This window comes from Aquipseudomonas alcaligenes (assembly GCF_003205495.1).
Taxonomy (GTDB): Bacteria; Pseudomonadota; Gammaproteobacteria; order Pseudomonadales; family Pseudomonadaceae; genus Aquipseudomonas; species Aquipseudomonas alcaligenes_B.
In genome coordinates, this window is record NZ_QJRX01000001.1 from 147,397 (window position 1) to 167,579 (window position 20,183).

Sequence of the window (20,183 nt, forward strand, 5' to 3'; positions counted from 1 at the left end):
CCGAATGGCGGGTTCCGCTGCAACGCTGCTGGCTCAGGCCGTGGCCGTGGCCGGACGCAGCGAGTAGGTCTTGAGCTGCTCGGCGAAGTCGCGCAGCGACTGGATGCCGCTGGCCTCGGCCTCGTGCACCCACTGCTTGATCGCTTCGAGCATGTCGTGGCCGTTGCTGCTGGTTTTGACCCAGATCTGCTGCAGGGCGATGCGCTTCTCGTAGATCACCTTGAGCGCCTGGCTCTGCTCCAGCATGGCGGCGATGCGCGCCTGGTGGCGCTCGTCGAGCAGGCTGGTCTCGCGCGACAGCAGGCGCTTGGCGCGGCGGAACAGGTGGCGGGCCGAGGCATCGGCCTTGGCCAGCTCCTGCTGCACCAGCGGCTTGATCACCAGCTTGCGGTACTGCGCCATGATCTGGAAGCGGTTGTTGAGGATGGCCATGGCGGTGTCCATGTCCAGGCTGCGCTTGCCCTCGACGCGGTGGGCGATGGGCGCCACGCGCTGCACCTTGGCCATGCCGAGGAAGCTGAACAGCTGAATCCAGGCCCAGCCCAGGTCGAACTCCCACTTCTTCACCGACAGCTTGGCGCTGTTCGGGTAGGTGTGGTGGTTGTTGTGCAGCTCCTCGCCGCCAATCAGGATGCCCCAGGGCACCAGGTTGGTGGCGGCGTCGCGGCACTCGAAGTTGCGGTAGCCAATGGCATGGCCGAGACCGTTGATCACGCCCGCCGCCCACACCGGGATCCACATCATCTGGATCGCCCATACGGTCATGCCGAGCACGCCGAACAGGGCCAGGTCGATGATCGCCATCAGGGTCACGCCGCCGATCGGGTAGCGGCTGTAGACATTGCGCTCAATCCAGTCATCCGGGCAGTTCTTGCCGTAGATGCGCAGGGTTTCTTCGTTGCGCGCCTCTTCCTGGTACAGCTCGGCGCCCTTGCGCAGCACGGTGCTCAGACCCTTGATCACCGGGCTGTGCGGGTCATCGACGGTTTCGCACTTGGCGTGGTGCTTGCGGTGGATGGCGGTCCACTCGCGGGTGTTCTGGCCGGTGGTCAGCCACAGCCAGAAGCGGAAGAAGTGCTTGAGTGCCGGGTGCAGCTCCAGCGCGCGATGCGCGGAGTAGCGGTGCAGGTAGACGGTGACGCTGACGATGGTGATATGGGTCAGCACCAGGGTGACCGCCACCAGTTGCCAGGGCGACAGGTCGAGTAAACCGTTGTACCACATGTAGGGTGTAGCCTCGCGGGGAAGAGAACGACTGTAAACTCAGTCTCTCCGGCATTATCCCCAAGATGATGGAGAATGCCAGTGCGCCGTTAGACGAGAATGCACTGGATGCCGTCTTATCTATAATGTGCGGCAGTGCACACTCCCGATGCCATGGCTGGCCCCCCTTGATGATCTTTCGGCGCAACCCGCTGCAACTGACCCTGCTCTACCTGTCCATCGCCTCCCTGTGGATTCTCTTCAGCGACGCCCTGCTGCTGTGGCTCGGCCTGGATCGCGACGCGCTGGCCCATTATCAGTCGCTCAAGGGCTTCCTCTTCGTGCTGGTCAGCGGCCTGGCCCTGTACTACGCGCTGGCCCAGCACTGGCGCGAACAACACCTCGCACGCGCGGCGCTGAAAGGCAGCGAGGAACGCCTGGCCCTGGCCCTCGACTCGGCCCAGGAGGGCATGTGGGACTGGGACATGCAGAGCGACCGGGTGTTCTACTCACGACGCTACTGCGAGATGCTCGGCTACAGCCCCGAGGAGTTCGGCGCCGACCGCGAGGCCTGGCTGTCGCGCCTGCACCCGGAAGACCGCCACCTGGCCGAGGAGCGCCTGCGCGCCCTGGTCGAGGAGCGCCCGCCCTACTACGAGGGCATCTTCCGCCTGCGCCACCGCAGCGGCGACTACCGCTGGCTCTATGCCCGTGGCCAGCTGCTGCTGGGCGAGGACGGCGAGCCGAGCCGCTTCATCGGCACCTCCAGCGACATCACCCAGCGCCGCGCCGACGAGGAGAGCCTGCGCCAGGCCGCCGTGGTGTTCGACAGTACCCTGGAAGGCGTGCTGGTCACCGACCGCGAGCTGAAGATCGTCCACGTCAACCCGGCCTTCAGCCGTATTACCGGCTATTCCAGCGACGAAGTGCTGGGCAAGTCGCCGAACATGTTCAAGTCCGGCCACCATGACCCGGACTTCTACCGCAGCCTGTGGCACGCCCTGGAGCAGCGCGGCGCCTGGAGCGGGGAAATCTGGAACCGGCGCAAGGGCGGCGACGTGTTCCCCATCTGGCAGTGCATCCGCAGCATCCACGACGAGAACGGCAACCTCAGCCACTACGTCGCGGTGTTTTCCGACATCAGCGCGATCAAGCACTCGCAGCAGGAGCTGGACTACCTGGCCCACCATGACCCGCTGACCACCCTGCCCAACCGCCTGCTGTTCAGCGAGCGCATCGATCAGGCCTTGCAGCGCGCGCGCCAGGATGGTCACCGGGGCGCGCTGCTGCTGGTCGACCTGGACAACTTCAAGATCGTCAACGAGAGCCTCGGCCACAACACCGGCGACCAGCTGCTCAAGCTGATCGGCGAACGACTGAACAATGCCTTCGGCCCTGGCGTCACCCTGGCTCGTCTGGGCGGCGACGAGTTCGGCCTGCTCAGTGGCGACTGCGCCCAGGCCGAACAGGCCTCGCTGCTGGCGCAGCGCCTGCTCGACTGCCTGGGCCAGCCGTTCAGCATCGGCGGCGAGACCCTGTTCGTCGGCGCCAGCATCGGCATCAGCCTGTTCCCCGGCGATGGCGACAGCGTCGAACAGCTGTTGCGCAATGCCGACTCCGCCCTGTTCCGCGCCAAGAGCAGCGGGCGCCAGACCTTCAGCTTCTACAGCCAGGAGATGACCGCCCAGGCGCGCCAGCGCATCAAACTGGAGGCCGAACTGCGCCAGGCCCTGGAGCAGGAGCAGCTGCGCGTGTATTACCAGCCGATCCACCGCCTGGACGACGGCGCCATGCTCGGCGTCGAGGCCCTGGTGCGCTGGCAGCACCCCGAGCGCGGCCTGGTGCCGCCGGGCGAGTTCATCCCGATCGCCGAGGACAGCGGCCTGATCGGTGCCATCGACGCCTGGGTGCTGGAGCAGGCCTGCGCGCAGATGGTGCGCTGGCTGGCCGAGGGCAGCGCACTGCAGTTCGTCGCGGTCAACGTCTCCAGCCGCCTGTTCAGTCGCGGCGAACTGGATCGCCGGGTCGAGCGTGTGCTGCGCGAGACGGGCCTGGCGCCGGCGCGCCTGGAACTGGAGGTGACCGAGAGCGCGGTGATGGACAACCCCGAGCGCGCCCAGGAGCTGCTCAGCCATCTGCAGGGCCTGGGCGTGCGCCTGGCCATCGACGACTTCGGCACCGGATACTCCTCGCTGGCCCGCCTCAAGCGCCTGCCGGTGCACAAGCTCAAGCTCGACCAGAGCTTCGTCAGCGGCCTGCCACAGGATGGCGAGGACGCCGCCATCGCCCGCGCCGTGGTCACCCTCGGCCAGAGCCTGGGCCTGCGCGTGCTGGCCGAGGGCATCGAGACCGCCGAGCAGGCTGCCTACCTGCGCGAGATCGGCTGCAACCTGGGCCAGGGCTACTGGTTCGGCCGCCCGCAGCCGGCCGAGCAGCTGCTGGCGGTGTCGGCGCACGCCTGACGGGCGCCAGCCTCAGAGCTTGGCGATCGACACCTCGGTGGATTTGACGAAGGCGATCACCTCGCTGCCCACCCGCAATTCCAGCTCACGCACGGAGCGGGTGGTGATCACCGAGGTGACGATGCCGGCGGCGGTCTGCACGTCGATCTCCGACAGCACGTCGCCAATCACGATTTCCTTGATGGTGCCCTTGAACTGGTTGCGTACGTTGATGGCTTTGATGGTCATGGTGGTGCTCCTTCATCTCTCAAGTAGCCCGGATGCAATCCGGGTGATGGTTGGCACCGCTCCCGGATAACCTCCGGGCTGCGGGCTTGCTGCTCGTTGGCCGACTACAGCGCCCAGCGCAGTTGCGTCGGCAGCGGCGAAACGGGTTCGGGCGGCGCTGGCGTGGCCGGCAGCGCCAGCACGCGTTCCAGTACCTCGGCTTCCAGCGCGGCCAGGCGCGCCGAGCCGCGCTGGCGCGGGCGCGGCAGGTCGACGGCCAGGTCCAGGCCGATGCGACCCTCCTCGATCAGGATCACCCGGTCGGCCACCGCCACCGCCTCGGCCACGTCGTGGGTCACCAGCAGCACGGTGAAACCATGCTGCTGCCACAGGCGCTCGATCAGCTGCTGCATCTCGATGCGGGTCAGGGCGTCCAGTGCGCCCAGCGGCTCGTCGAGCAGCAGCAGGCGCGGCTGGTGGATCAGCGCGCGGGCCAGCGCCACGCGTTGCTTCTGCCCACCGGACAGGGCCGCCGGCCATTCCTGCGCTCGGTCGGCCAGGCCGACGGCGGCCAGCGCCTCACGGGCCCTGGGCTGCCAGTCACCGGACAGGCCCAGGCCGACGTTGTCGATCACCCGCTTCCACGGCAGCAGGCGGGCGTCCTGGAACATCAGCCGGGTATCCTCGCGGGCGGCGGCCAGCGGGCCGTTGCCGGCCAGCAACTGGCCGGCGCTGGGCTGGTCGAGGCCGGCCAGCAGGCGCAGCAGGGTGCTCTTGCCGCAACCGCTGCGACCGACCACGGCGACGAACTGCCCGGCCGGGATGTGCAGGTCGATGCCCTGCAGCACCTCGCGCTCGCCGAACGCCTTGCGGATGCCTGCCACCGCGAGGGGAATGCCCTGGCGGATGCTGTGCAGGGCGGTCATCGCGCACCTGCCTTGGCCTGGTAGGCCGGGTGCCAGCGCAGCCAGGTACGTTCGAGCAGACGGGCGGCCAGATCGGCCAGTTTGCCCAGCACCGCATAGAGCAGGATGGCCAGCACCACCACGTCGGTCTGCAGGAACTCGCGGGCGTTCATCGCCAGGTAGCCGATGCCCGCGCTGGCGGAAATGGTCTCGGCGACGATCAACGTGAGCCACATGAAACCGAGGGCGAAGCGCACGCCGACCAGGATCGACGGCAGCGCGCCGGGCAGGATCACCTGCCAGAACAGGGCGAAGCCTTTAAGGCCATAGCTGCGCGCCATTTCCACCAGCGCCGGGTCGACGTTGCGGATGCCGTGGTAGGTGTTGAGGTAGATGGGGAACAGGGTGCCGAGGGCGACCAGGAAGATCTTCGCCGCCTCGTCGATGCCGAACCACAGGATCACCAGCGGGATCAGCGCCAGGTGCGGCACGTTGCGGATCATCTGCACCGAGCTGTCGAGGAAGCGCTCGCCCCAGTTGGACAGGCCGGTGATAAAGCCGAGCAGCAGCCCCAGGCCGCCGCCGATGGCGAAGCCGATGGCGGCGCGCTGACCGCTGATGGCCAGGTGGGTCCAGATCTCGCCGCTTTCCAGCAGCGCCCAGCCGGCCGTGATGACCGCGCTCGGCGCCGGCAGGATGCGGGTGGACAACCAGCCGGCCACCACCGCGCCCTGCCAGATCGCCAGCAGGGCCACGGGCAGGGCCCAGGGTGCCAGGCGGCGACCGATGTTGTGTAGCCTGTGCGTCGACATGGCAACGCTCCTTCTTTCGATTCGTTGCGGTGGGGCGATGGCTCCGCCCCTCTCCCTAACCCTCTCCCCGGAGGGGCGAGGGGATGTTCTGTGTTGCCGGTGACCACACCCCCACCCACATAGGGAGGGGGTGCCTTTCAACTCGCCGAGGCGGCCTTGGGCAGGATGTCGCTAGAGATCATTTCGCCGAACGGGCTGACGTAGCCGCGCGACGCCGGGCGTTCCGGCTGGGCGATGTCCAGGTGCGGGAACAGGAGCTCGGCGACCCGATACGACTCCTCCAAGTGCGGGTAGCCGGAGAAGATGAAGGTGTCGATGCCGAGGTCGGCGTACTCCTTCACCCGCGCGGCCACGGTCGGGCCATCGCCGACCAGCGCGGTGCCGGCGCCGCCACGCACCAGGCCGACCCCGGCCCAGAGGTTGGGGCTGACTTCCAGGTTGTCCTTCTTGCCGCCATGCAAGGCGGCCATGCGCTGCTGGCCCACCGAGTCGAAGCGCGCCAGGGACGCCTGGGCACGGTCGATGGTGTCCTGATCGAGGTGGCTGATCAGGCGGTCGGCGGCGGCCCAGGCCTCCTCGTTGGTTTCGCGCACGATCACGTGCAGGCGGATGCCGAAGCGCACCTCGCGACCCTGGGCCGCGGCTTTCGCGCGCACCTGGGCGATCTTCTCGGCCACCGCGGCCGGCGGCTCGCCCCAGGTCAGGTACAGCTCGACCTGCTCGGCGGCGAGGTCTTGGGCGGCCTCGGAGGAGCCGCCGAAATACAGCGGCGGGCGCGGCTGCTGGAGCGGCGGGTAGAGCAGCTTGGCGCCCTGCACCTGGATGTGCTTGCCGGCGTAGTCGACCGTCTCGCCCTCCAGCACGCGGCGCCAGATGCGGGTGAACTCGACGGAGGCCTGGTAGCGCTCCTCGTGCGACAGGTGCAGACCGTCGCCGGCCAGCTCGTCCGGGTCGCCGCCGGTGACCAGGTTGAACAGCGCGCGGCCGCCCGACAGGCGATCCAGGGTAGCCGCCTGGCGCGCGGCCACGGTGGGCGAGATGATCCCCGGGCGCAGTGCGACCAGGAACTTGAGGTTCTGCGTCACCGGGATCAGCGAGGCGGCCACCAGCCAGGAGTCCTCGCAGGAACGCCCGGTGGGGATCAGCACGCCGCCGAAGCCAAGGCGGTCGGCAGCCTGGGCGATCTGGGTGAGGTAGCCGTGGTCGACGGCGCGCGCGCCTTCGGCGGTGCCGAGGTACTTGCCGTCGCCATGGGTGGGGAGGAACCAGAAAATATTCAGGCTCATGGAGTGGTCTCCTTGGTTATGCAGGGCCCGGATGCAATCCGGGTCGGAATTCCCGGATTGCATCCGGGCTAGTCGAATTCGTTGTGCTGTCTGCCCCCTCTCCCGGCCCTGCGGGCCACCCTCTCCCGCCAGCGGGAGAGGGAAGAGCCGGTGCCACAGTCAGGGGCTGGGAATAGGGTTGGCCGTTACTGCTGCGCCACCTTGGCCGAGGCCGGAGGAGTCCAGATCACGTCCTTGATGCTCAGGCGCTTGGGAGTCAGCTTGAGGTCGCTGAAGGTGTCGGCGATCTGCTGTTGCGCCTCGACCACATCCGGGGTGATGAGCTGCGCACCGTAGGCCTGGCGCTCGACCGCCGTGCGGGTAATTTCCGGCGACAAGCCGAGCAGCGGCGCCACCTGGGCAGTCGCCTCGGCGCTGTTGGCGCGGGTCCACTCGCCAATGCCACGGATTTCCTCGACCAGCACGCTGACCACTTCCGGGTGCTTCTCGGCGTAGGGCCTGGCGGCCAGGTAGAACTGGTGGTTGGCCACCAGACCTTCGCCATTGCGCAGGGTACGGGCCTGCAGCTGATGCTCGGCGGCGGCCTGGAAGGGGTCCCAGATCACCCAGGCATCGACGCTGCCACGCTCGAAGGCGGCCCGGGCATCGGCCGGCGGCAGGTACACGGGCTGGATGTCGCTGTACTTCAGGCCGGCGTCCTCCAGGGCGCGCACCAGCAGGTAATGCACGTTGGAGCCCTTGTTCAGGGCGATCTTCTTGCCCTTCAGCTCGCTCACCGATTTCAGTGCCGAGTCCTTGGGCACCAGGATCGCCTCGCTGGTCGGCGCCGGCGGCTCGTGGGCCACGTACAGCAGGTCGGCACCGGCAGCCTGGGCGAAGATCGGCGGCGCCTCGCCGGTGGTGCCGAAGTCGATCGAGCCGACGTTCAGCCCCTCGAGCAGCTGCGGGCCGCCGGGGAATTCGGTCCACTGCACCTCGATGCCCTGCTCGGCCAGGCGCTTCTCCAGCGAGCCCTTGGCCTTGAGCAGCACCAGGGTGCCGTATTTCTGATAGCCGATCCGCAGGGTCTCGGCCTGAGCTTGAGTGATGGCGCCGAAGGAAATGGCCGCGGCAAACAGGGCGACCAGGCTCCGACGCAAAGTGATAGTGCGCATGGCGCTCTCCTTTGCAATTCGTGATTTGGGTGTCGGCCTGCTCGCCCGTTGGCGGGTGAGTAAGGAAGGGCGTTGCGTGTTTCGCGGGTTTCACCCGCGTCGGTTCAGATACTCCAGCGGGCATTCACCAGCCGGTCGTTCAACAGCTGCGGGTCGATCGGCCGGGGCCGGCGCGCCAGGGCGGAGAGCAACTGGTCCAGCGACTCGTCGAGACGCTCGCGCAGTTCGTCGTCGATGCGCGCGGGGAGGTCCCCTTCCGCATAGGCGATCTGCTTGTCCACGGCGAACACGCCGGGGAGCATTTCCTGGGCCTTGAGCGCGGCCAGCACCGGCTTCAGCGCATAGTCCACGGCCAGCAGGTGGGCCGGGCTGCCGCCACTGGCCAGCGGCAACACCGCCTTGTGCGCCAGGGCGCGTTCCGGCAGCAGGTCGAGCAGCACCTTCAGCGCACCGGTGAACGACGCCTTGTACACCGGCGTCGCCACCACCAGGCCGTCGGCACTGGCCACCGCTGCCTGCAGCTGCTGCACGGCGGGGCTGGCGAAGTCGGCGTGCAGCAGGGCCTCGGCCGGGAAATCACGCACGCGCAGCAGGCTGACTTCCAGGCCGTGACCTTGCAGATGCTGGCGGGCGTACTCCAGCAGCAGCTCGGTGCGCGAGCGCGCCGAGGGGCTGCCGGACAACAGAACCACGTGCATGGCGGCTCCTCAGCGGTTCGGCTGCGGGGTCAGACGCAGGTAAGGCTTCACCGCGCGATAGCCCCTGGGGAAACGCTGGGCGATTTCCGCCTCGTCCTTCAGCGACGGCACGATCACCACCTCGTCGCCGTCCTGCCAGTTGGCCGGGGTGGCGACCTTGTGCTGGTCGGTCAGCTGCAGCGAGTCGATGACGCGCAGGATCTCGTGGAAGTTGCGCCCGGTGCTGGCCGGGTAGGTGATGATCAGGCGCACCTTCTTGTGCGGATCGATGATGAACAGCGAACGTACGGTCAGGGTGTCGTTGGCGTTGGGGTGGATCAGGTCGTACAGGCCAGAAACCTTGCGGTCGGCGTCGGCGATGATGGGGAAGTTGACCCGGGTGTTCTGCGTCTCGTTGATGTCGTCGATCCATTTCAGGTGCGAGTCCACCGGGTCCACGGAGAGGGCGATGACCTTGACCCCGCGCTGGGCAAAGTCGTCCTTCAGCTTGGCGGTGAATCCCAGCTCGGTGGTGCACACCGGAGTGAAATCGGCCGGGTGGGAGAACAGCACGCCCCAGCTGTCGCCCAGCCAGTCGTGGAAACGGATGCGGCCTTCGCTGGAGTCCTGCTCGAAATCGGGGGCGATATCGCCCAGACGGATGCTCATGGTGTTGCTCCTTGGCGGTTCGTTGCGTGGGGCTCACTATTGCTCAGGAACGAAATGGAATAAAAGAATAAATAACGATTTATTTATTCCATAAAGAGATATGCGAGCTCCGATAAAAAGACATAAGCATCTAATCAATTATTCTTTCAAAGAATAAAAATCCGCTTCTATAGTCGGCGGCGTTATCCGAATCCAAGGACGTCCGATGAAACGCCTACTGCCCCTTTCCCTGCTGGCCGCCGGCTTCGCCCTGGCCACTTCCGCCCAGGCGGCGACCCTGCTCAACGTCTCCTACGACGTGATGCGCGACTTCTACAAGGACTACAACGCCGCCTTCCAGAAGCACTGGCAGGCCGAAGGCGGCCAGCCGCTGCAGATCCAGATGTCCCACGGCGGTTCGAGCAAGCAGGCGCGCGCTGTGATCGACGGCCTGGCCGCCGATGTGATCACCATGAACATGGCCACCGACATCAACGCCCTCGCCGACCACGGCGGCCTGGTGCCGCATGACTGGGCCGCGCGCCTGCCGGACAACAGCGCGCCCTTCACCTCCGCCACCGTGTTCATCGTGCGCAAGGGCAACCCCAAGGGCCTGCAGGACTGGCCGGACCTGCTCAAGGACGGCGTGCAGGTGGTGGTCCCCAACCCCAAGACCTCGGGCAACGGCCGCTACACCTACCTGTCCGCCTGGGGCTACGTGCTGCAGAACGGCGGCGACGAGAGCAAGGCCCGCGACTTCGTCGGCAAGCTGTTCAAGCAGGCGCCGGTGCTGGACACCGGCGGCCGCGCCGCCACCACCACCTTCATCCAGAACCAGATCGGCGATGTGCTGGTGACCTTCGAGAACGAGGCCGAGATGATCGCCCGCGAGTTCGGCCGCGGCAGCTTCGAGGTGGTCTACCCGACGGTTTCCGCCGAAGCCGAGCCGCCGGTGGCGGTGGTCGACAAGGTGGTGGACAGGAAGGGCACCCGCGCCGAGGCCGAGGCCTACCTGAAGTACCTGTGGTCGGAGCAGGGCCAGCGCATCGCCGCCAACAACTACCTGCGCCCGCGCAACGAGAAGATCCTCGCCGAGTTCGCCGACCGCTTCCCCACGGTGACCTTCTTCAACGTGAACCAGACCTTCGGCGACTGGCCGAGCATCCAGAAGACCCACTTCAACGATGGCGGCGTGTTCGACCAGATATACACCGCACAGTGACACCAGGAAGCCCGGCAAATGCCGGGCTTCCTGTTTGCGCCCCTCATACCACCACCGGCTCGGAGCGTTTCAGGCCCATCAGCTCCAGCTCGATGAACAGCAGCACCAGCAGCGCCTGGCCGATGACGAAGATGTGGCCGAGCAGGTTGGGCGCGATCCAGCCGGCAATCAGCAACAGCAGGCTGTCCACCACCCACAGCGCGTTGACGGCCAGCACGGCCCACACCAGCAGGCGGTTGACCGTCTCGCCACTGCTCAGCCACAGCAGGAACAGCCCGAGCGGCAACAGGGCCAGGCCGCTGCCGAGCAGCAGCTCACGCGGCAGCGCCAGCAGCTCGGCCAGCCAGGCGCTGGCCAGCACCAGCAGGGAGCCGGTGGCCAGGCCGACCAGGCCATCGGCGAACAGGGCGCGGCGCAGCAAGGGTGAAGCATTCAGGGTATGCATGGCGAATCCTCCAGAAGAGAGCGCCGGATTGGCGCCTGGGCATAGGGTTCTCCCACTGCGGGCAGCGCGTCGATTACCTGGCAGGTAATGGTCGCCGTGCAGCTGCTGGTCTATCGTCCGAACCCATGAACACAGCCAATCACCCCGTCGGCGCCCTGTTGCGCCAGTGGCGCCAGCGTCGCCGCCTGAGCCAGCTCGACCTGGCCTGCGAGGCGGACATCTCCACCCGCCACCTGAGCTTCGTCGAGACCGGCCGCGCCCTGCCCAGCCGCGAGATGCTGCTGCACCTGGCCGAGCAGCTGGAAATTCCCCTGCGCGAGCGCAACCGCCTGCTCAGTGCCGCCGGCTACGCGCCGCTGTACAGCCAGCACACGCTGGACGACCCGGCCCTGGCCGCCGCCCGCGCCGCCATCGAGCAGCTGCTCAAGGCCCACGAGCCCTACCCGGCGCTGACCATCGACCGCCAGTGGAACCTGCTGGCGGCCAACGCCGCGGTGGCGCCCTTCCTCGCCGGCGTGCCGGCCGAGCTGCTCGGCCCGCCGCTCAACGTGCTGCGCATTTCCCTGCACCCGCACGGCCTGGCGCCACGCATCGTCAACCTGGCGCAGTGGCGCGCCTACCTGCTGATGCGCCTGCAGCACGACATCGACATCAGCGGCGACCCGCAGCTGGTGGCGCTGCAAGAGGAGCTGCTGAGCTATCCCGCGCCGGCCGAGAAGGCCGAGCCGCAGCCGGAGAACGTGCTGATGCCGCTGCAGCTGCGCACCGAGCAGGGTGTGCTCAGCATGATCAGCACCGTCACGGTGTTCGGCACGCCCAACGACGTGACGCTGGCCGAGCTGGCGCTGGAGACCTTCTTCCCGGCCGACGAGAGCAGTGCCGCGTATCTGCGCCAGCTGGCCGCTTCGTCGCCCGGCTGAGGCCGGCGCTTGCAGGGCGCCAGCGGAGCCGCCATCCTGACCGCCCCCTCAGGAACGCGGACTGCACCATGCTCGAACTCGTCTCGGTCATCACCATCACCCTGCTCGCGGTGATCAGCCCCGGCGCCGACTTCGCCATGGTCAGCCGCAACAGCATGTTCCTCTCGCGCCGCGCCGGCCTGCTCACGGCGCTGGGCATCAGCCTCGGCGTGCTGGTCCATGTGACCTATTCGATGCTCGGCATCGGCCTGCTGATTTCGCAGTCGATCCTGCTGTTCAACCTGGTCAAGTTCGCCGGCGCCGCCTACCTGATCTGGCTCGGCATCGGCATGCTGCGCAGCCGCAAGCTCGACCCGCAGCAGGTAGTCGCCGCGCCGCAGCTGAGCGACTGGCAGGCGCTGCGCGTGGGCTTCCTGACCAATGCACTGAACCCCAAGACCACGCTGTTCGTGGTCGCCCTGTTCACCCAGGTGATCAGCCCGGACACCGCCCCCCTGACCCAGCTCGGCTACGGCCTGTTCATGGCCGTCGCCCACCTGTTCTGGTTCGCCCTGGTGGCCTACGGCCTGTCCTCGGAGGCGGCGCGCGGCTTCGTCGCCCGCAGCCGGCACCTGATCGAACGCGCCATCGGCGGCGTGCTGGTAGCGCTGGGCCTGGGCCTGGCCGCCTCGTCGTTGCAGCGCAGCTAAAAAAACCGGGCCATAGGGCCCGGAAATGCTTCCACCTTGAGGTTCGTTTACAGCGTCAGCTCGGTCAGCGCCTCGCCACGCAGGTACGCCAGCTCAGCCGCGCGGCGGTCGCGCGGGTGGGGCAGCGGCACCGCCAGCTCGCGCTGGATGCGACTGGGGCTGCCGCCGAGGATCAGCACCCGGTCGCTGAGATAGAAGGCTTCGTCGAGATCGTGGGTGACCAGCAGCAGGGCGATGCCATAGCGGTCCGCCAGGCCCACCACCAGGTCCTGCAGCTTCATGCGGGTGAAGGCGTCCACCGCGCTGAACGGCTCGTCCAGCAGCAGCACCTGCGGGCGCTGGTACAGGCCGCGGGCGATGGCCACGCGCTGGGCCATGCCGCCGGAGAGCTGCTTGGGCAGCTTGCCGCCCTGGCCGGCCAGGCCGACATCCTCCAGCAATTGCTCGATCCACTGCGCATCGGCGCCACGGCCATCGGCGAAGCCGACGTTCTGCGCCACGTTCAGCCAGGGCAGCAGGCGCGGCTCCTGAAACACCACGCCGATTCCCGTGCCACCACCGAAATCCAGCAACGGGTTATGCGCCAGGCCGCCGGTGAAATCCTGGTCGAGGCCGGCAGCGATGCGCAGCAGCGTGCTCTTGCCGCAGCCGCTGGGGCCGAGCAGGCTGACGATTTCGCCCGGTGCCAGGCTCAGGTCGATATCGTCCAGCACGCGCTGGCCGGCGAAGGCCTTGCGGATGCCACGTAGCTCCAGCAATGCGCTCATCTCAGCCCTCCCCGCCGACGAAGCTGTCGCGCCAGTGCAGCGCGCGGGTCTCCAGCCGTTTGAGCAGGCCGTCGCTGAGCTTGCCGAGCACGGCCAGCAGGAGGATGGCGGCGATCACCAGGTCCGGTCGCGAAGTCTCGCGGCCATCGCTGAGCAGGTAGCCAAGGCCCTGGGTGGCGGCGATCAGTTCGGCGGCAACGAGGAACATCCAGCTCAGGCTGAGCGCCCCGCGCAGGCCGGTGAACAGGCTCGGCAGCGCCGCCGGTAGGAGGATGCGCCGGGTCAGCTCGACGCCGGACAGGCGATGCAGGCGGCCCACCTCGACCAGCTTGCGGTCGACATTGCGGATGCCGGCGAGCAGCGCCAGGTAGACCGGGAAGAAGGCACCGAGGGCGATCAGCACCACCTTGGGCGTTTCGTCGATGCCCAGCCATAGCAGCAGCAACGGCACCCAGGCCAGGCTGGGAATCGCCCGCAGGGCCTGGAAGGTCGGTTCCAGGTAGCTCTCGGCGCGCCGGCTGAGGCCGACCCAGGCGCCGATCAGCACGGCCAGCGCCGCGCCGATGGCGAAGCCGGCGGCGACCCGCGCCAGGCTGACGCCGATATGCCCCCACAGCTCACCCCCGGCGGCCAGCCACCAGAGGGTCTGGCCGACCTGGCTGGGCGCCGGCAGCTGGTGCGCGGGTATCCAGTCCAGGCGTACCAGCGCCTCCAGCAGCACCAGCACGGCCAGCGGCAGCACCAGTCCGCGCCAGTGGCCCAGCCATGGGCGCCGGACGATCAGTGCGGCGTCGCTGTCGACGCGCGCGCCGAGCAGGCTACTCGCGGGCATGGCTCACTACTCCGTCTTGGCCAGCGGCTGGCCAATCACGCCGGCGGCCAGCTGCGGACTGATCAGCTGGTCGACCACCGCAGCCACGTCGGTACCCGGGCGCACCAGCTGCTCGTCGAGCAGGATCGGCGCGGCGGCCTTCAGCGCGGCGACGTGCTCGGCCCCCGGCTGCGGGTTGCTGAAGTCGGTGCGCGACAGCTGCAGCCTGGCCACTTCCAGCGGCAGCTTGGCCTCCCTGGCCAGCAGTTCGGCAGTCTGCTGCGGATGGGCGAGGGTCCACTGGCGCGCCTCTTCATAGGCGGCGATGACCTTGCCGATCAGCTGCGGCTGCTCCTTGAGGAAGCGGTCGCTGACGTTGAGCACGCCGTAGCTGTTGAACGCGACGTTGCGATAGAGCAGACGCGAGCCGGCCTGCAGCTGGCTGGCGGCCAGGTGCGGATCGAGGCCGGACCAGGCGTCCACGTCGCCGCGCTCCAGGGCAACGCGGCCGTCCGGGTGCTGCAGGTGGACGATCTCCACGTCGCCCTTGCCCAGGCCGGCCGTGTTCAGGCTGCGCAGGAGGAACAGGTAGGGATCGGTGCCCTTGGTGGCGGCGATCTTCTTGCCCTTGAGGTCGGCCAGGCTCTTGATCGACGAGTCCTTGGGCACGGCCAGGGCGGTCCATTCCGGACGGCTGGCGATGTACACGGTCTTCACCGGGCTGCCGTTGGCACGGCTGAGCACGGCGGCCAGGCCGGCGGTGGAGGCGAAGTCGATGCTGCCGCCATTGAGGTATTCGAGGGAACGGTTGCTGCCCTGGCTGAACACCCACTTCACGGCGATGCCATCGGCGGCCAGGCGTTTTTCCAAAATGCCCTGGTCTTTCAGCACCAGGCTGGTCGGCGCGTAGTAGGCGTAGTCGAGACGGACTTCCTGGGGCGCGGCGGCCTGCGTGCCCAGCGGCAGGGTGGCGGCCAGCAGCGCGGCGAGCAGATGACGGGGTTTGAAGCTTTTCATGGGGAATCTCCCTGGACTCTGGGTGAGACCTTCCCGGCCGATGGCGGCCGGGTCAGGAGAAAGGTGAGGCCTGGCCGGTCAGAGGATCGGCAGGCTGTAGCTGAGGATCAGGCGGTTCTCGTCCTGGTCCGCCGCGCTGGTATTGCCGCGCAGGGTGGCGTTGCGCCAGGAGACGCCGAGGCCCTTGAGCGCGCCCTCCTGCAGCACGTAGTCGAGGCGGAAGTCGCGCTCCCATTCCTTCTGTTCGCCGGTGGCCGAATCGATGTTGTCACCGGACAGGTAGGTGATGGTAGCCTTCAGGCCCGGCACGCCGACCTTGCTGAAGTCGTAGGCGTACTCGGCCAGCCAGGTGCGCTCGCCGGCGGAGAGGAACTTGCCGATCTGGCGGTCGGTAATCAGATAGGCGGTGGCGCCGTCACCCTGGTTGAGGAAGGGGAAGTTGCTGTCGCCTTCGACCTGCTGGTAGCCGGCGCTCAACGCATGGCCGCCGAGGCTGTAGGTGAACAGGGCGCTCCAGGTGTCGTTGTCGACCTCGCCCTTGGTCACGCCGTAGCCGTAGTAGCCGGTGCTGACGTAGCCATCGGCACGGCCGCTGGCACTGCCGTTGGCGCCGTCGGAGTCGCTGTGGAAGTAGCGCAGGTCGGACTTCAGCGCGCCGGGGCCGATGGCCCAGTTGTGGGTCAGGCCGAGGAAGTGCTGCTGATAGAAGTCTTCCAGGTTGCCGTAGTAGTACTGCGCCAGCAGGTCCTTGCTGATCTTGTAGTCGGCACCGGCGTAGTAGAACGTGTTGCTGAACTGGCCGGTCTCGGCATTGTTGGCGCCGCCGATGGACAGCCCCTCGGTGTTGCTCGAATTGCGCCCCTTGGCATGTTCCAGCTGGCCGCCGATCAGGGTCAGGTTGTCGATCTCGGCGGAGGTGATCTGGCCGCCCTCGAAGGTCTGCGGCAGCAGGCGACCGTCGTTGAAGGTGACCACCGGCAGCTTGGGCTGCAGGGTGCCGATACGCGCCTCGGTCTTGGAGATGCGCACCTTGCCGGTCAGGCCCAGGCTGCTGAAATCGTCCACCGCGCGGCCGTTCTCGTCGGTGGGGAACACCGTACCGCCGTACTTGCTGGAATCCGGGTTGCCGTGGCGGCCCTTGCCGGAGTCCAGCTTCACGCCGAGCAGGCCGAGGGCGTCGACGCCGAAGCCGACGGTGCCTTCGGTGTAGCCGGAGATGTAGTTGAACTGGAAGCCCTGGCCCCATTCTTCCTGGGTGTTGGCGTCCGCGTTGCGGGTGTCCTGGTTGATGTAGAAATTGCGCAGGCCGAGGGTGGCCTTGCTGTCTTCGATGAAACCGGCAGCGGATGCCTGCTGGGCGATCACGCCGAGGGCGACGGCCAGGGCCAGGGTGGACTTGTTCATGCTCGATGCTCCAGATGCTGTTCTTGGTCTAGTGCTGGGGCTCGAGTTGGCGGGGAGCCCCTGATTGATCGGGCTCGGTGCGGTGGTCCGCTGGCGGCTTGGCGGCCAATCTAGGGGATTTTCTTAATCCCTAAAAAGAATTGTTTTTCACTTTTATAAAACTAAAAAGAATAAACGCTGAATCCAGCGCTACGCATAAGCTAATGCCCAAAAAGTATTTGAGAGCTGATTTTTAGATCGCTTAGCTTGATTGATACCGGACCACCGGACTTCCTGCCTTCACCCGAAGTTTCCCGTGTTCCGCCGCCTCGCCTGGCCGGGACACCCCACTACGAGGTCCGTCATGTCCCGCTTTCCCTTCTCCCGCCGCAGCCTGCTCGGCCTTGGCCTGAGCCTCGGCCTGCTCGCCGCCCTGCCCGCCCAGGCCGAAACCCAGCTGCGCATCGGCTACCAGAAGTCCTCCACGCTGATCAGCCTGCTTAAGAGCCAGGGCACCCTGGAAAAAGCCCTGGCCGACCAGGACATCCGCGTCAGCTGGCACGAGTTCGCCAGCGGCCAGCCGCTGCTCGAAGCACTCAACGTCGGCAATATCGACCTGTCCGCCGATGTCGCCGACACCGTGCCGGTGTTCGCCCAGGCCGCCGGCGCGCAACTGGCCTATTTCGCTCGCGAAACGCCATCGCCGGCTGCCCAGGCGATTCTGGTGCGGGACGGCTCGCCGCTGCGCAACCTGGCCGACCTCAAGGGCAAGAAAGTGGCGGTGACCAAGGCCGCCGGTGCCCACTACCTGCTGATCGCCGCCCTGGCCAAGGCCGGGCTGAAGTTCAGCGACATCCAGCCGGCCTACCTGACCCCGGCCGACGGCCGCGCCGCCTTCGAGAACGGCAAGGTCGACGCCTGGGTGATCTGGGAACCCTTCCTCAGCGCCGCCCAGCGCCAGCTGCCGACCCGCACCTTGGAGGGCAGCCAGGGCCTGGCCAGCTACCAGCGCTACTACCTGACCAGCAGCCGCTTCGCCGCCGCGCACCCGCAGGTACTGCAGACCGTCTACCACGAGCTGGCCGAGGCCGGCGACTGGCTGCGCGCCAACCCGGCCGAGGCGGCGCGGATTCTCGGCCCGCTGTGGGGCAACCTCGACCCGGCCATCGTCGAGCAGGCCAACGGCCGGCGCAGCTACCAGGTGCGCCCGGTGGAGCCGGACGGCCTGGGCGAGCAACAGAAGATCGCCGATGCCTTCTTCGCCGAGGGCCTGCTGCCCAGGGCCGTCGACACCCGCGCCGTGGCCACCTGGCAGCCGGAGGCCGAACATGTCCAGTGAAGCCCGTCATCTGCACCCGCAGGCCGAGCCGCTGCTGGATGCGCGGCTGTTCCCCGCCGACTTCGGCAACCTCACCGTCAAGGTCGAGCGCCTGGCGCGCAAGCTGGCCGAGAGCGCGGTGGAGCGCGACCGCCGTGGCGGCCATGCGCGTGCCGAGCGCGAGCTGATCCGCGACAGCGGCCTGCTGAATCTGGCCATCCCGCAGCGTTTCGATGGTGCGGAACGGCCCTGGCCGGAGATCTACCGCATCGTCCGCCACCTGGCCGCCGCCGACAGTTCGCTGGCCCACCTGTTCGCCTTCAACCACCTGCAGGTGGCCACCGTCCTGCTGCACGGCAGCGCCGAACAACAGCGCCACTGGCTGACCCGCGCGGCGCGCGAGCGCTGGTTCTGGGGCAATGCCAGCAATGGCCGCGACCTCGGCCTGCAGCTGCAGGCGCGCGAGGAACACTTCGAGCTGAACGGGCGCAAGTCGTTCTGCTCCGGTGCCCTCGGCGCCGACGCACTGGTGGTCAGCGCGCCGCGCACTGGCAGCGCCAGCGAGCGGGTATTCCTGGTGCTGCCGGCGCAGCGCGAGGGCCTGGCGATCAACGACGACTGGGATGCCTTCGGCCAGCGCCAGACCGACAGCGGCACGGTGCAGTTCGAGAATGTCTTCGTCGACCGCGACGAGCTGCTGCTCTCCGGCGGCCAGAGCCCGCGCAGCAGCCTGCGGGTGTGCGTGTCGCAGCTGATCCTCACCCAGCTCTACCTGGGCAACGCCCAGGCCGCCCTGGACGGCGCCCTGCGCTACGTGCGCGAACAGGCGCGGCCCTGGGCCGGCGCGGGGGTCGAGGCCGCGGTCGAAGATCCCTTTATCCAGAAACGCTTCGGCGAGCTCTGGCTGCTCTACCGCGGTGCCCTGCTGCTCGCCGAGAACGCCGCCGAGCGCCTGCAGCGGGCCTGGGACAAGCCGGCGCTGGGCGCGGCCGAACGCGGCGAGCTGGCGCTGCTGATCGCCGAGGCGCGGGTCGCCTCGGCCCGCACGGCGCTGGAGATCAGCAGCCAGGTGTTCGAGGCCATGGGCGCCCGCGCCAGCGCCTCGCGTTACGGCTTCGACCGTTTCTGGCGCAACGTGCGGGTGCACAGCCTGCATGACCCGCTGGACTACAAGGTGCGTGACATCGGCCAGTGGCTGACGCGCGGCGTGGCACCGACGCCTTCGCTGTATTCCTGAATCCGCGTTTTGCACGGGGGCCGTCCGGGCAGGGCGGCTCCCGTTTTTTTGCGCCCACGGGCGTGGCCTAGGCCCCCAGGCGGCGCGACAGTTCCGCCCGCTCCTGCGGCGTCAGCAGCCCCAGTTGCCGCTCGATCAGCGGCAGCGATGCAGCGCCAGGCAGATCGAGGTGCTGCGGCAGTATCTCCGCACCACCGCACACCAGCAGGGCGAAGTGGATGCTGTTCTCCAGTTCGCGGGTGTTGCCGTACCAGGCATGGGCCTCCAGTGCCGCCTGGGCGGCCGGGCCGATCTGCGGGATGGCCAGGCCCAGGCGCTGGGCATGGATGCCGAGGAAGTACTCGGCCAGCGGCAGGATGTCGCCGGGGCGCTCGCGCAGCGCCGGCAGATCGAGGCGGCCCTCGTCGAGATAGTGGAACAGCCGCTCGTCGAAGGTGCCGGCGGCCACCGCCCGGGCCAGGTCGATGCTGCTGGCGGCGACCAGGCGCACGTCCACCGGGGTGGCCTGCTGGCTGCCGAGCCGCTGCACCTCGCGCGTCTCCAGGGCTTGCAGCAACTGGGCCTGCAGCGCCAGGGGCAGGTCGCCGATCTCGTCCAGGTAGAGGGTTCCGCCACTGGCCGAGCCGAACCAGCCGGCGCGGCTGCCGGGGCCACCGGCATAGGCCCCGGCGACATGGCCGAACAGCTCGGCCTGGCCCCAGCGCGGGCTGATGGCCGCGCAATTGACGGCGACGAACAGCCCGCCGCGTTCGCTCTCGCGGTGGATATGCCGGGCCAATAGCTCCTTGCCGGTGCCGGTTTCGCCTCGTATGAGCACGGCCAGACCGCTGCTGGCCAGGCGGTTGGCCTGGTCGCGCAGCTGGCGCGAGCGCGGGTCGACGAACACCAGCGCCTTGGCGCGGATGCTCAGCGGGCTTTTTTCGCTTTCGGTGAAGGTCAGCAGGGCGTGCTGCGGGTATTCGGGGCGACTCATGGGGCAGTCTCTGCTCGCGGTGAGCCGCGCGCAGCGCCGGCTCAGGT

General features: G+C 68.0%; 20 protein-coding genes. 6 read left to right on the forward strand and 14 right to left on the reverse strand.

Features of this window, described 5'->3' with window-relative positions:
- Positions 1-33: 33 nt before the first annotated feature.
- Entirely contained in the window at positions 34-1,224 is a 1,191-nt protein-coding gene (gene desA / locus DMO17_RS00690; protein ID WP_110680396.1) for a delta-9 fatty acid desaturase DesA, read from the reverse strand.
- A gap of 170 nt (positions 1,225-1,394) precedes the next feature.
- Here desA and dibA point away from each other — a divergent pair, with 170 nt between their 5' ends.
- Positions 1,395-3,665, forward strand: coding sequence for a phosphodiesterase DibA (dibA, locus tag DMO17_RS00695; RefSeq protein WP_110680397.1), 2,271 nt, complete (start codon positions 1,395-1,397; stop codon positions 3,663-3,665).
- 12 nt (positions 3,666-3,677) lie between these two features.
- On the opposite strand, the gene DMO17_RS00700 is transcribed toward dibA, so the two are convergent.
- From DMO17_RS00700 to DMO17_RS00730, 7 genes are all read right to left on the reverse strand, one after another.
- Positions 3,678-3,893, reverse strand: coding sequence for a TOBE domain-containing protein (locus DMO17_RS00700; protein WP_021699106.1), 216 nt, complete (start codon positions 3,891-3,893; stop codon positions 3,678-3,680).
- A 104-nt stretch (positions 3,894-3,997) separates the two neighbouring features.
- On the reverse strand, positions 3,998-4,798 hold the full coding sequence (gene ssuB / locus DMO17_RS00705) for an aliphatic sulfonates ABC transporter ATP-binding protein (protein ID WP_110680398.1): 801 nt from the start codon (positions 4,796-4,798) through the stop codon (positions 3,998-4,000).
- Complete coding sequence (ssuC, locus tag DMO17_RS00710; RefSeq protein WP_110680399.1) at positions 4,795-5,589, reverse strand: aliphatic sulfonate ABC transporter permease SsuC; 795 nt, start codon at positions 5,587-5,589, stop codon at positions 4,795-4,797. Before ssuC ends, ssuB begins: the two co-directional genes overlap by 4 nt.
- Positions 5,590-5,726: 137 nt before the next feature.
- Positions 5,727-6,875 (reverse strand): FMNH2-dependent alkanesulfonate monooxygenase, encoded by a 1,149-nt coding sequence (ssuD, locus tag DMO17_RS00715; protein ID WP_110680400.1) that lies wholly within the window; start codon positions 6,873-6,875, stop codon positions 5,727-5,729.
- A 185-nt stretch (positions 6,876-7,060) separates the two neighbouring features.
- Positions 7,061-8,029 carry a sulfonate ABC transporter substrate-binding protein gene (locus tag DMO17_RS00720; protein WP_110680401.1) on the reverse strand — a complete coding sequence of 323 codons (969 nt, stop codon included), beginning with the start codon at positions 8,027-8,029 and terminating at the stop codon, positions 7,061-7,063.
- Between the two features lie 104 nt (positions 8,030-8,133).
- Entirely contained in the window at positions 8,134-8,727 is a 594-nt protein-coding gene (ssuE, locus tag DMO17_RS00725) for an NADPH-dependent FMN reductase (RefSeq protein WP_110680402.1), read from the reverse strand.
- A 9-nt stretch (positions 8,728-8,736) separates the two neighbouring features.
- A complete protein-coding gene (locus DMO17_RS00730) occupies positions 8,737-9,375 on the reverse strand; it encodes a peroxiredoxin (RefSeq protein ID WP_110680403.1) in 639 nt (212 codons plus the stop codon).
- Between the two features lie 205 nt (positions 9,376-9,580).
- Here DMO17_RS00730 and DMO17_RS00735 point away from each other — a divergent pair, with 205 nt between their 5' ends.
- Positions 9,581-10,576, forward strand: a complete 996-nt coding sequence (locus tag DMO17_RS00735) for a sulfate ABC transporter substrate-binding protein (RefSeq protein WP_110680404.1) — start codon at positions 9,581-9,583, stop codon at positions 10,574-10,576.
- A 43-nt stretch (positions 10,577-10,619) separates the two neighbouring features.
- On the opposite strand, the gene DMO17_RS00740 is transcribed toward DMO17_RS00735, so the two are convergent.
- Positions 10,620-11,021, reverse strand: a complete 402-nt coding sequence (locus tag DMO17_RS00740) for a hypothetical protein (RefSeq protein WP_110680405.1) — start codon at positions 11,019-11,021, stop codon at positions 10,620-10,622.
- A gap of 125 nt (positions 11,022-11,146) precedes the next feature.
- On the opposite strand from DMO17_RS00740, the gene DMO17_RS00745 reads away from it, so the two are divergent.
- Both DMO17_RS00745 and DMO17_RS00750 read left to right on the forward strand, forming a co-directional pair.
- Positions 11,147-11,941 (forward strand): MmyB family transcriptional regulator, encoded by a 795-nt coding sequence (locus DMO17_RS00745; protein ID WP_110680406.1) that lies wholly within the window; start codon positions 11,147-11,149, stop codon positions 11,939-11,941.
- Positions 11,942-12,009: 68 nt separating this feature from the next.
- On the forward strand, positions 12,010-12,630 hold the full coding sequence (locus DMO17_RS00750; protein ID WP_110680407.1) for a LysE family transporter: 621 nt from the start codon (positions 12,010-12,012) through the stop codon (positions 12,628-12,630).
- A 47-nt stretch (positions 12,631-12,677) separates the two neighbouring features.
- Here the strand turns inward: DMO17_RS00750 and DMO17_RS00755 are convergent, their stop codons facing one another.
- The 4 genes from DMO17_RS00755 to DMO17_RS00770 form a co-directional block, all read right to left on the reverse strand.
- Positions 12,678-13,397: an ABC transporter ATP-binding protein gene (locus tag DMO17_RS00755; RefSeq protein ID WP_110680408.1), complete on the reverse strand. Its 720-nt coding sequence runs from the start codon at positions 13,395-13,397 to the stop codon at positions 12,678-12,680.
- A 1-nt stretch (position 13,398) separates the two neighbouring features.
- Positions 13,399-14,229, reverse strand: coding sequence for an ABC transporter permease (locus tag DMO17_RS00760; protein WP_110680409.1), 831 nt, complete (start codon positions 14,227-14,229; stop codon positions 13,399-13,401).
- A gap of 6 nt (positions 14,230-14,235) precedes the next feature.
- Positions 14,236-15,225: an aliphatic sulfonate ABC transporter substrate-binding protein gene (locus DMO17_RS00765; protein ID WP_110680410.1), complete on the reverse strand. Its 990-nt coding sequence runs from the start codon at positions 15,223-15,225 to the stop codon at positions 14,236-14,238.
- A 78-nt stretch (positions 15,226-15,303) separates the two neighbouring features.
- Positions 15,304-16,629, reverse strand: a complete 1,326-nt coding sequence (locus DMO17_RS00770) for an OprD family porin (RefSeq protein WP_110680411.1) — start codon at positions 16,627-16,629, stop codon at positions 15,304-15,306.
- A 343-nt stretch (positions 16,630-16,972) separates the two neighbouring features.
- On the opposite strand from DMO17_RS00770, the gene DMO17_RS00775 reads away from it, so the two are divergent.
- On the forward strand, positions 16,973-17,947 hold the full coding sequence (locus DMO17_RS00775; RefSeq protein ID WP_110680412.1) for an aliphatic sulfonate ABC transporter substrate-binding protein: 975 nt from the start codon (positions 16,973-16,975) through the stop codon (positions 17,945-17,947).
- Positions 17,937-19,163: an acyl-CoA dehydrogenase family protein gene (locus tag DMO17_RS00780; RefSeq protein WP_110680413.1), complete on the forward strand. Its 1,227-nt coding sequence runs from the start codon at positions 17,937-17,939 to the stop codon at positions 19,161-19,163. Before DMO17_RS00775 ends, DMO17_RS00780 begins: the two co-directional genes overlap by 11 nt.
- A 67-nt stretch (positions 19,164-19,230) precedes the next feature.
- Here the strand turns inward: DMO17_RS00780 and DMO17_RS00785 are convergent, their stop codons facing one another.
- Complete coding sequence (locus DMO17_RS00785; RefSeq protein WP_110680414.1) at positions 19,231-20,136, reverse strand: sigma-54-dependent transcriptional regulator; 906 nt, start codon at positions 20,134-20,136, stop codon at positions 19,231-19,233.
- Positions 20,137-20,183: the final 47 nt, after the last annotated feature.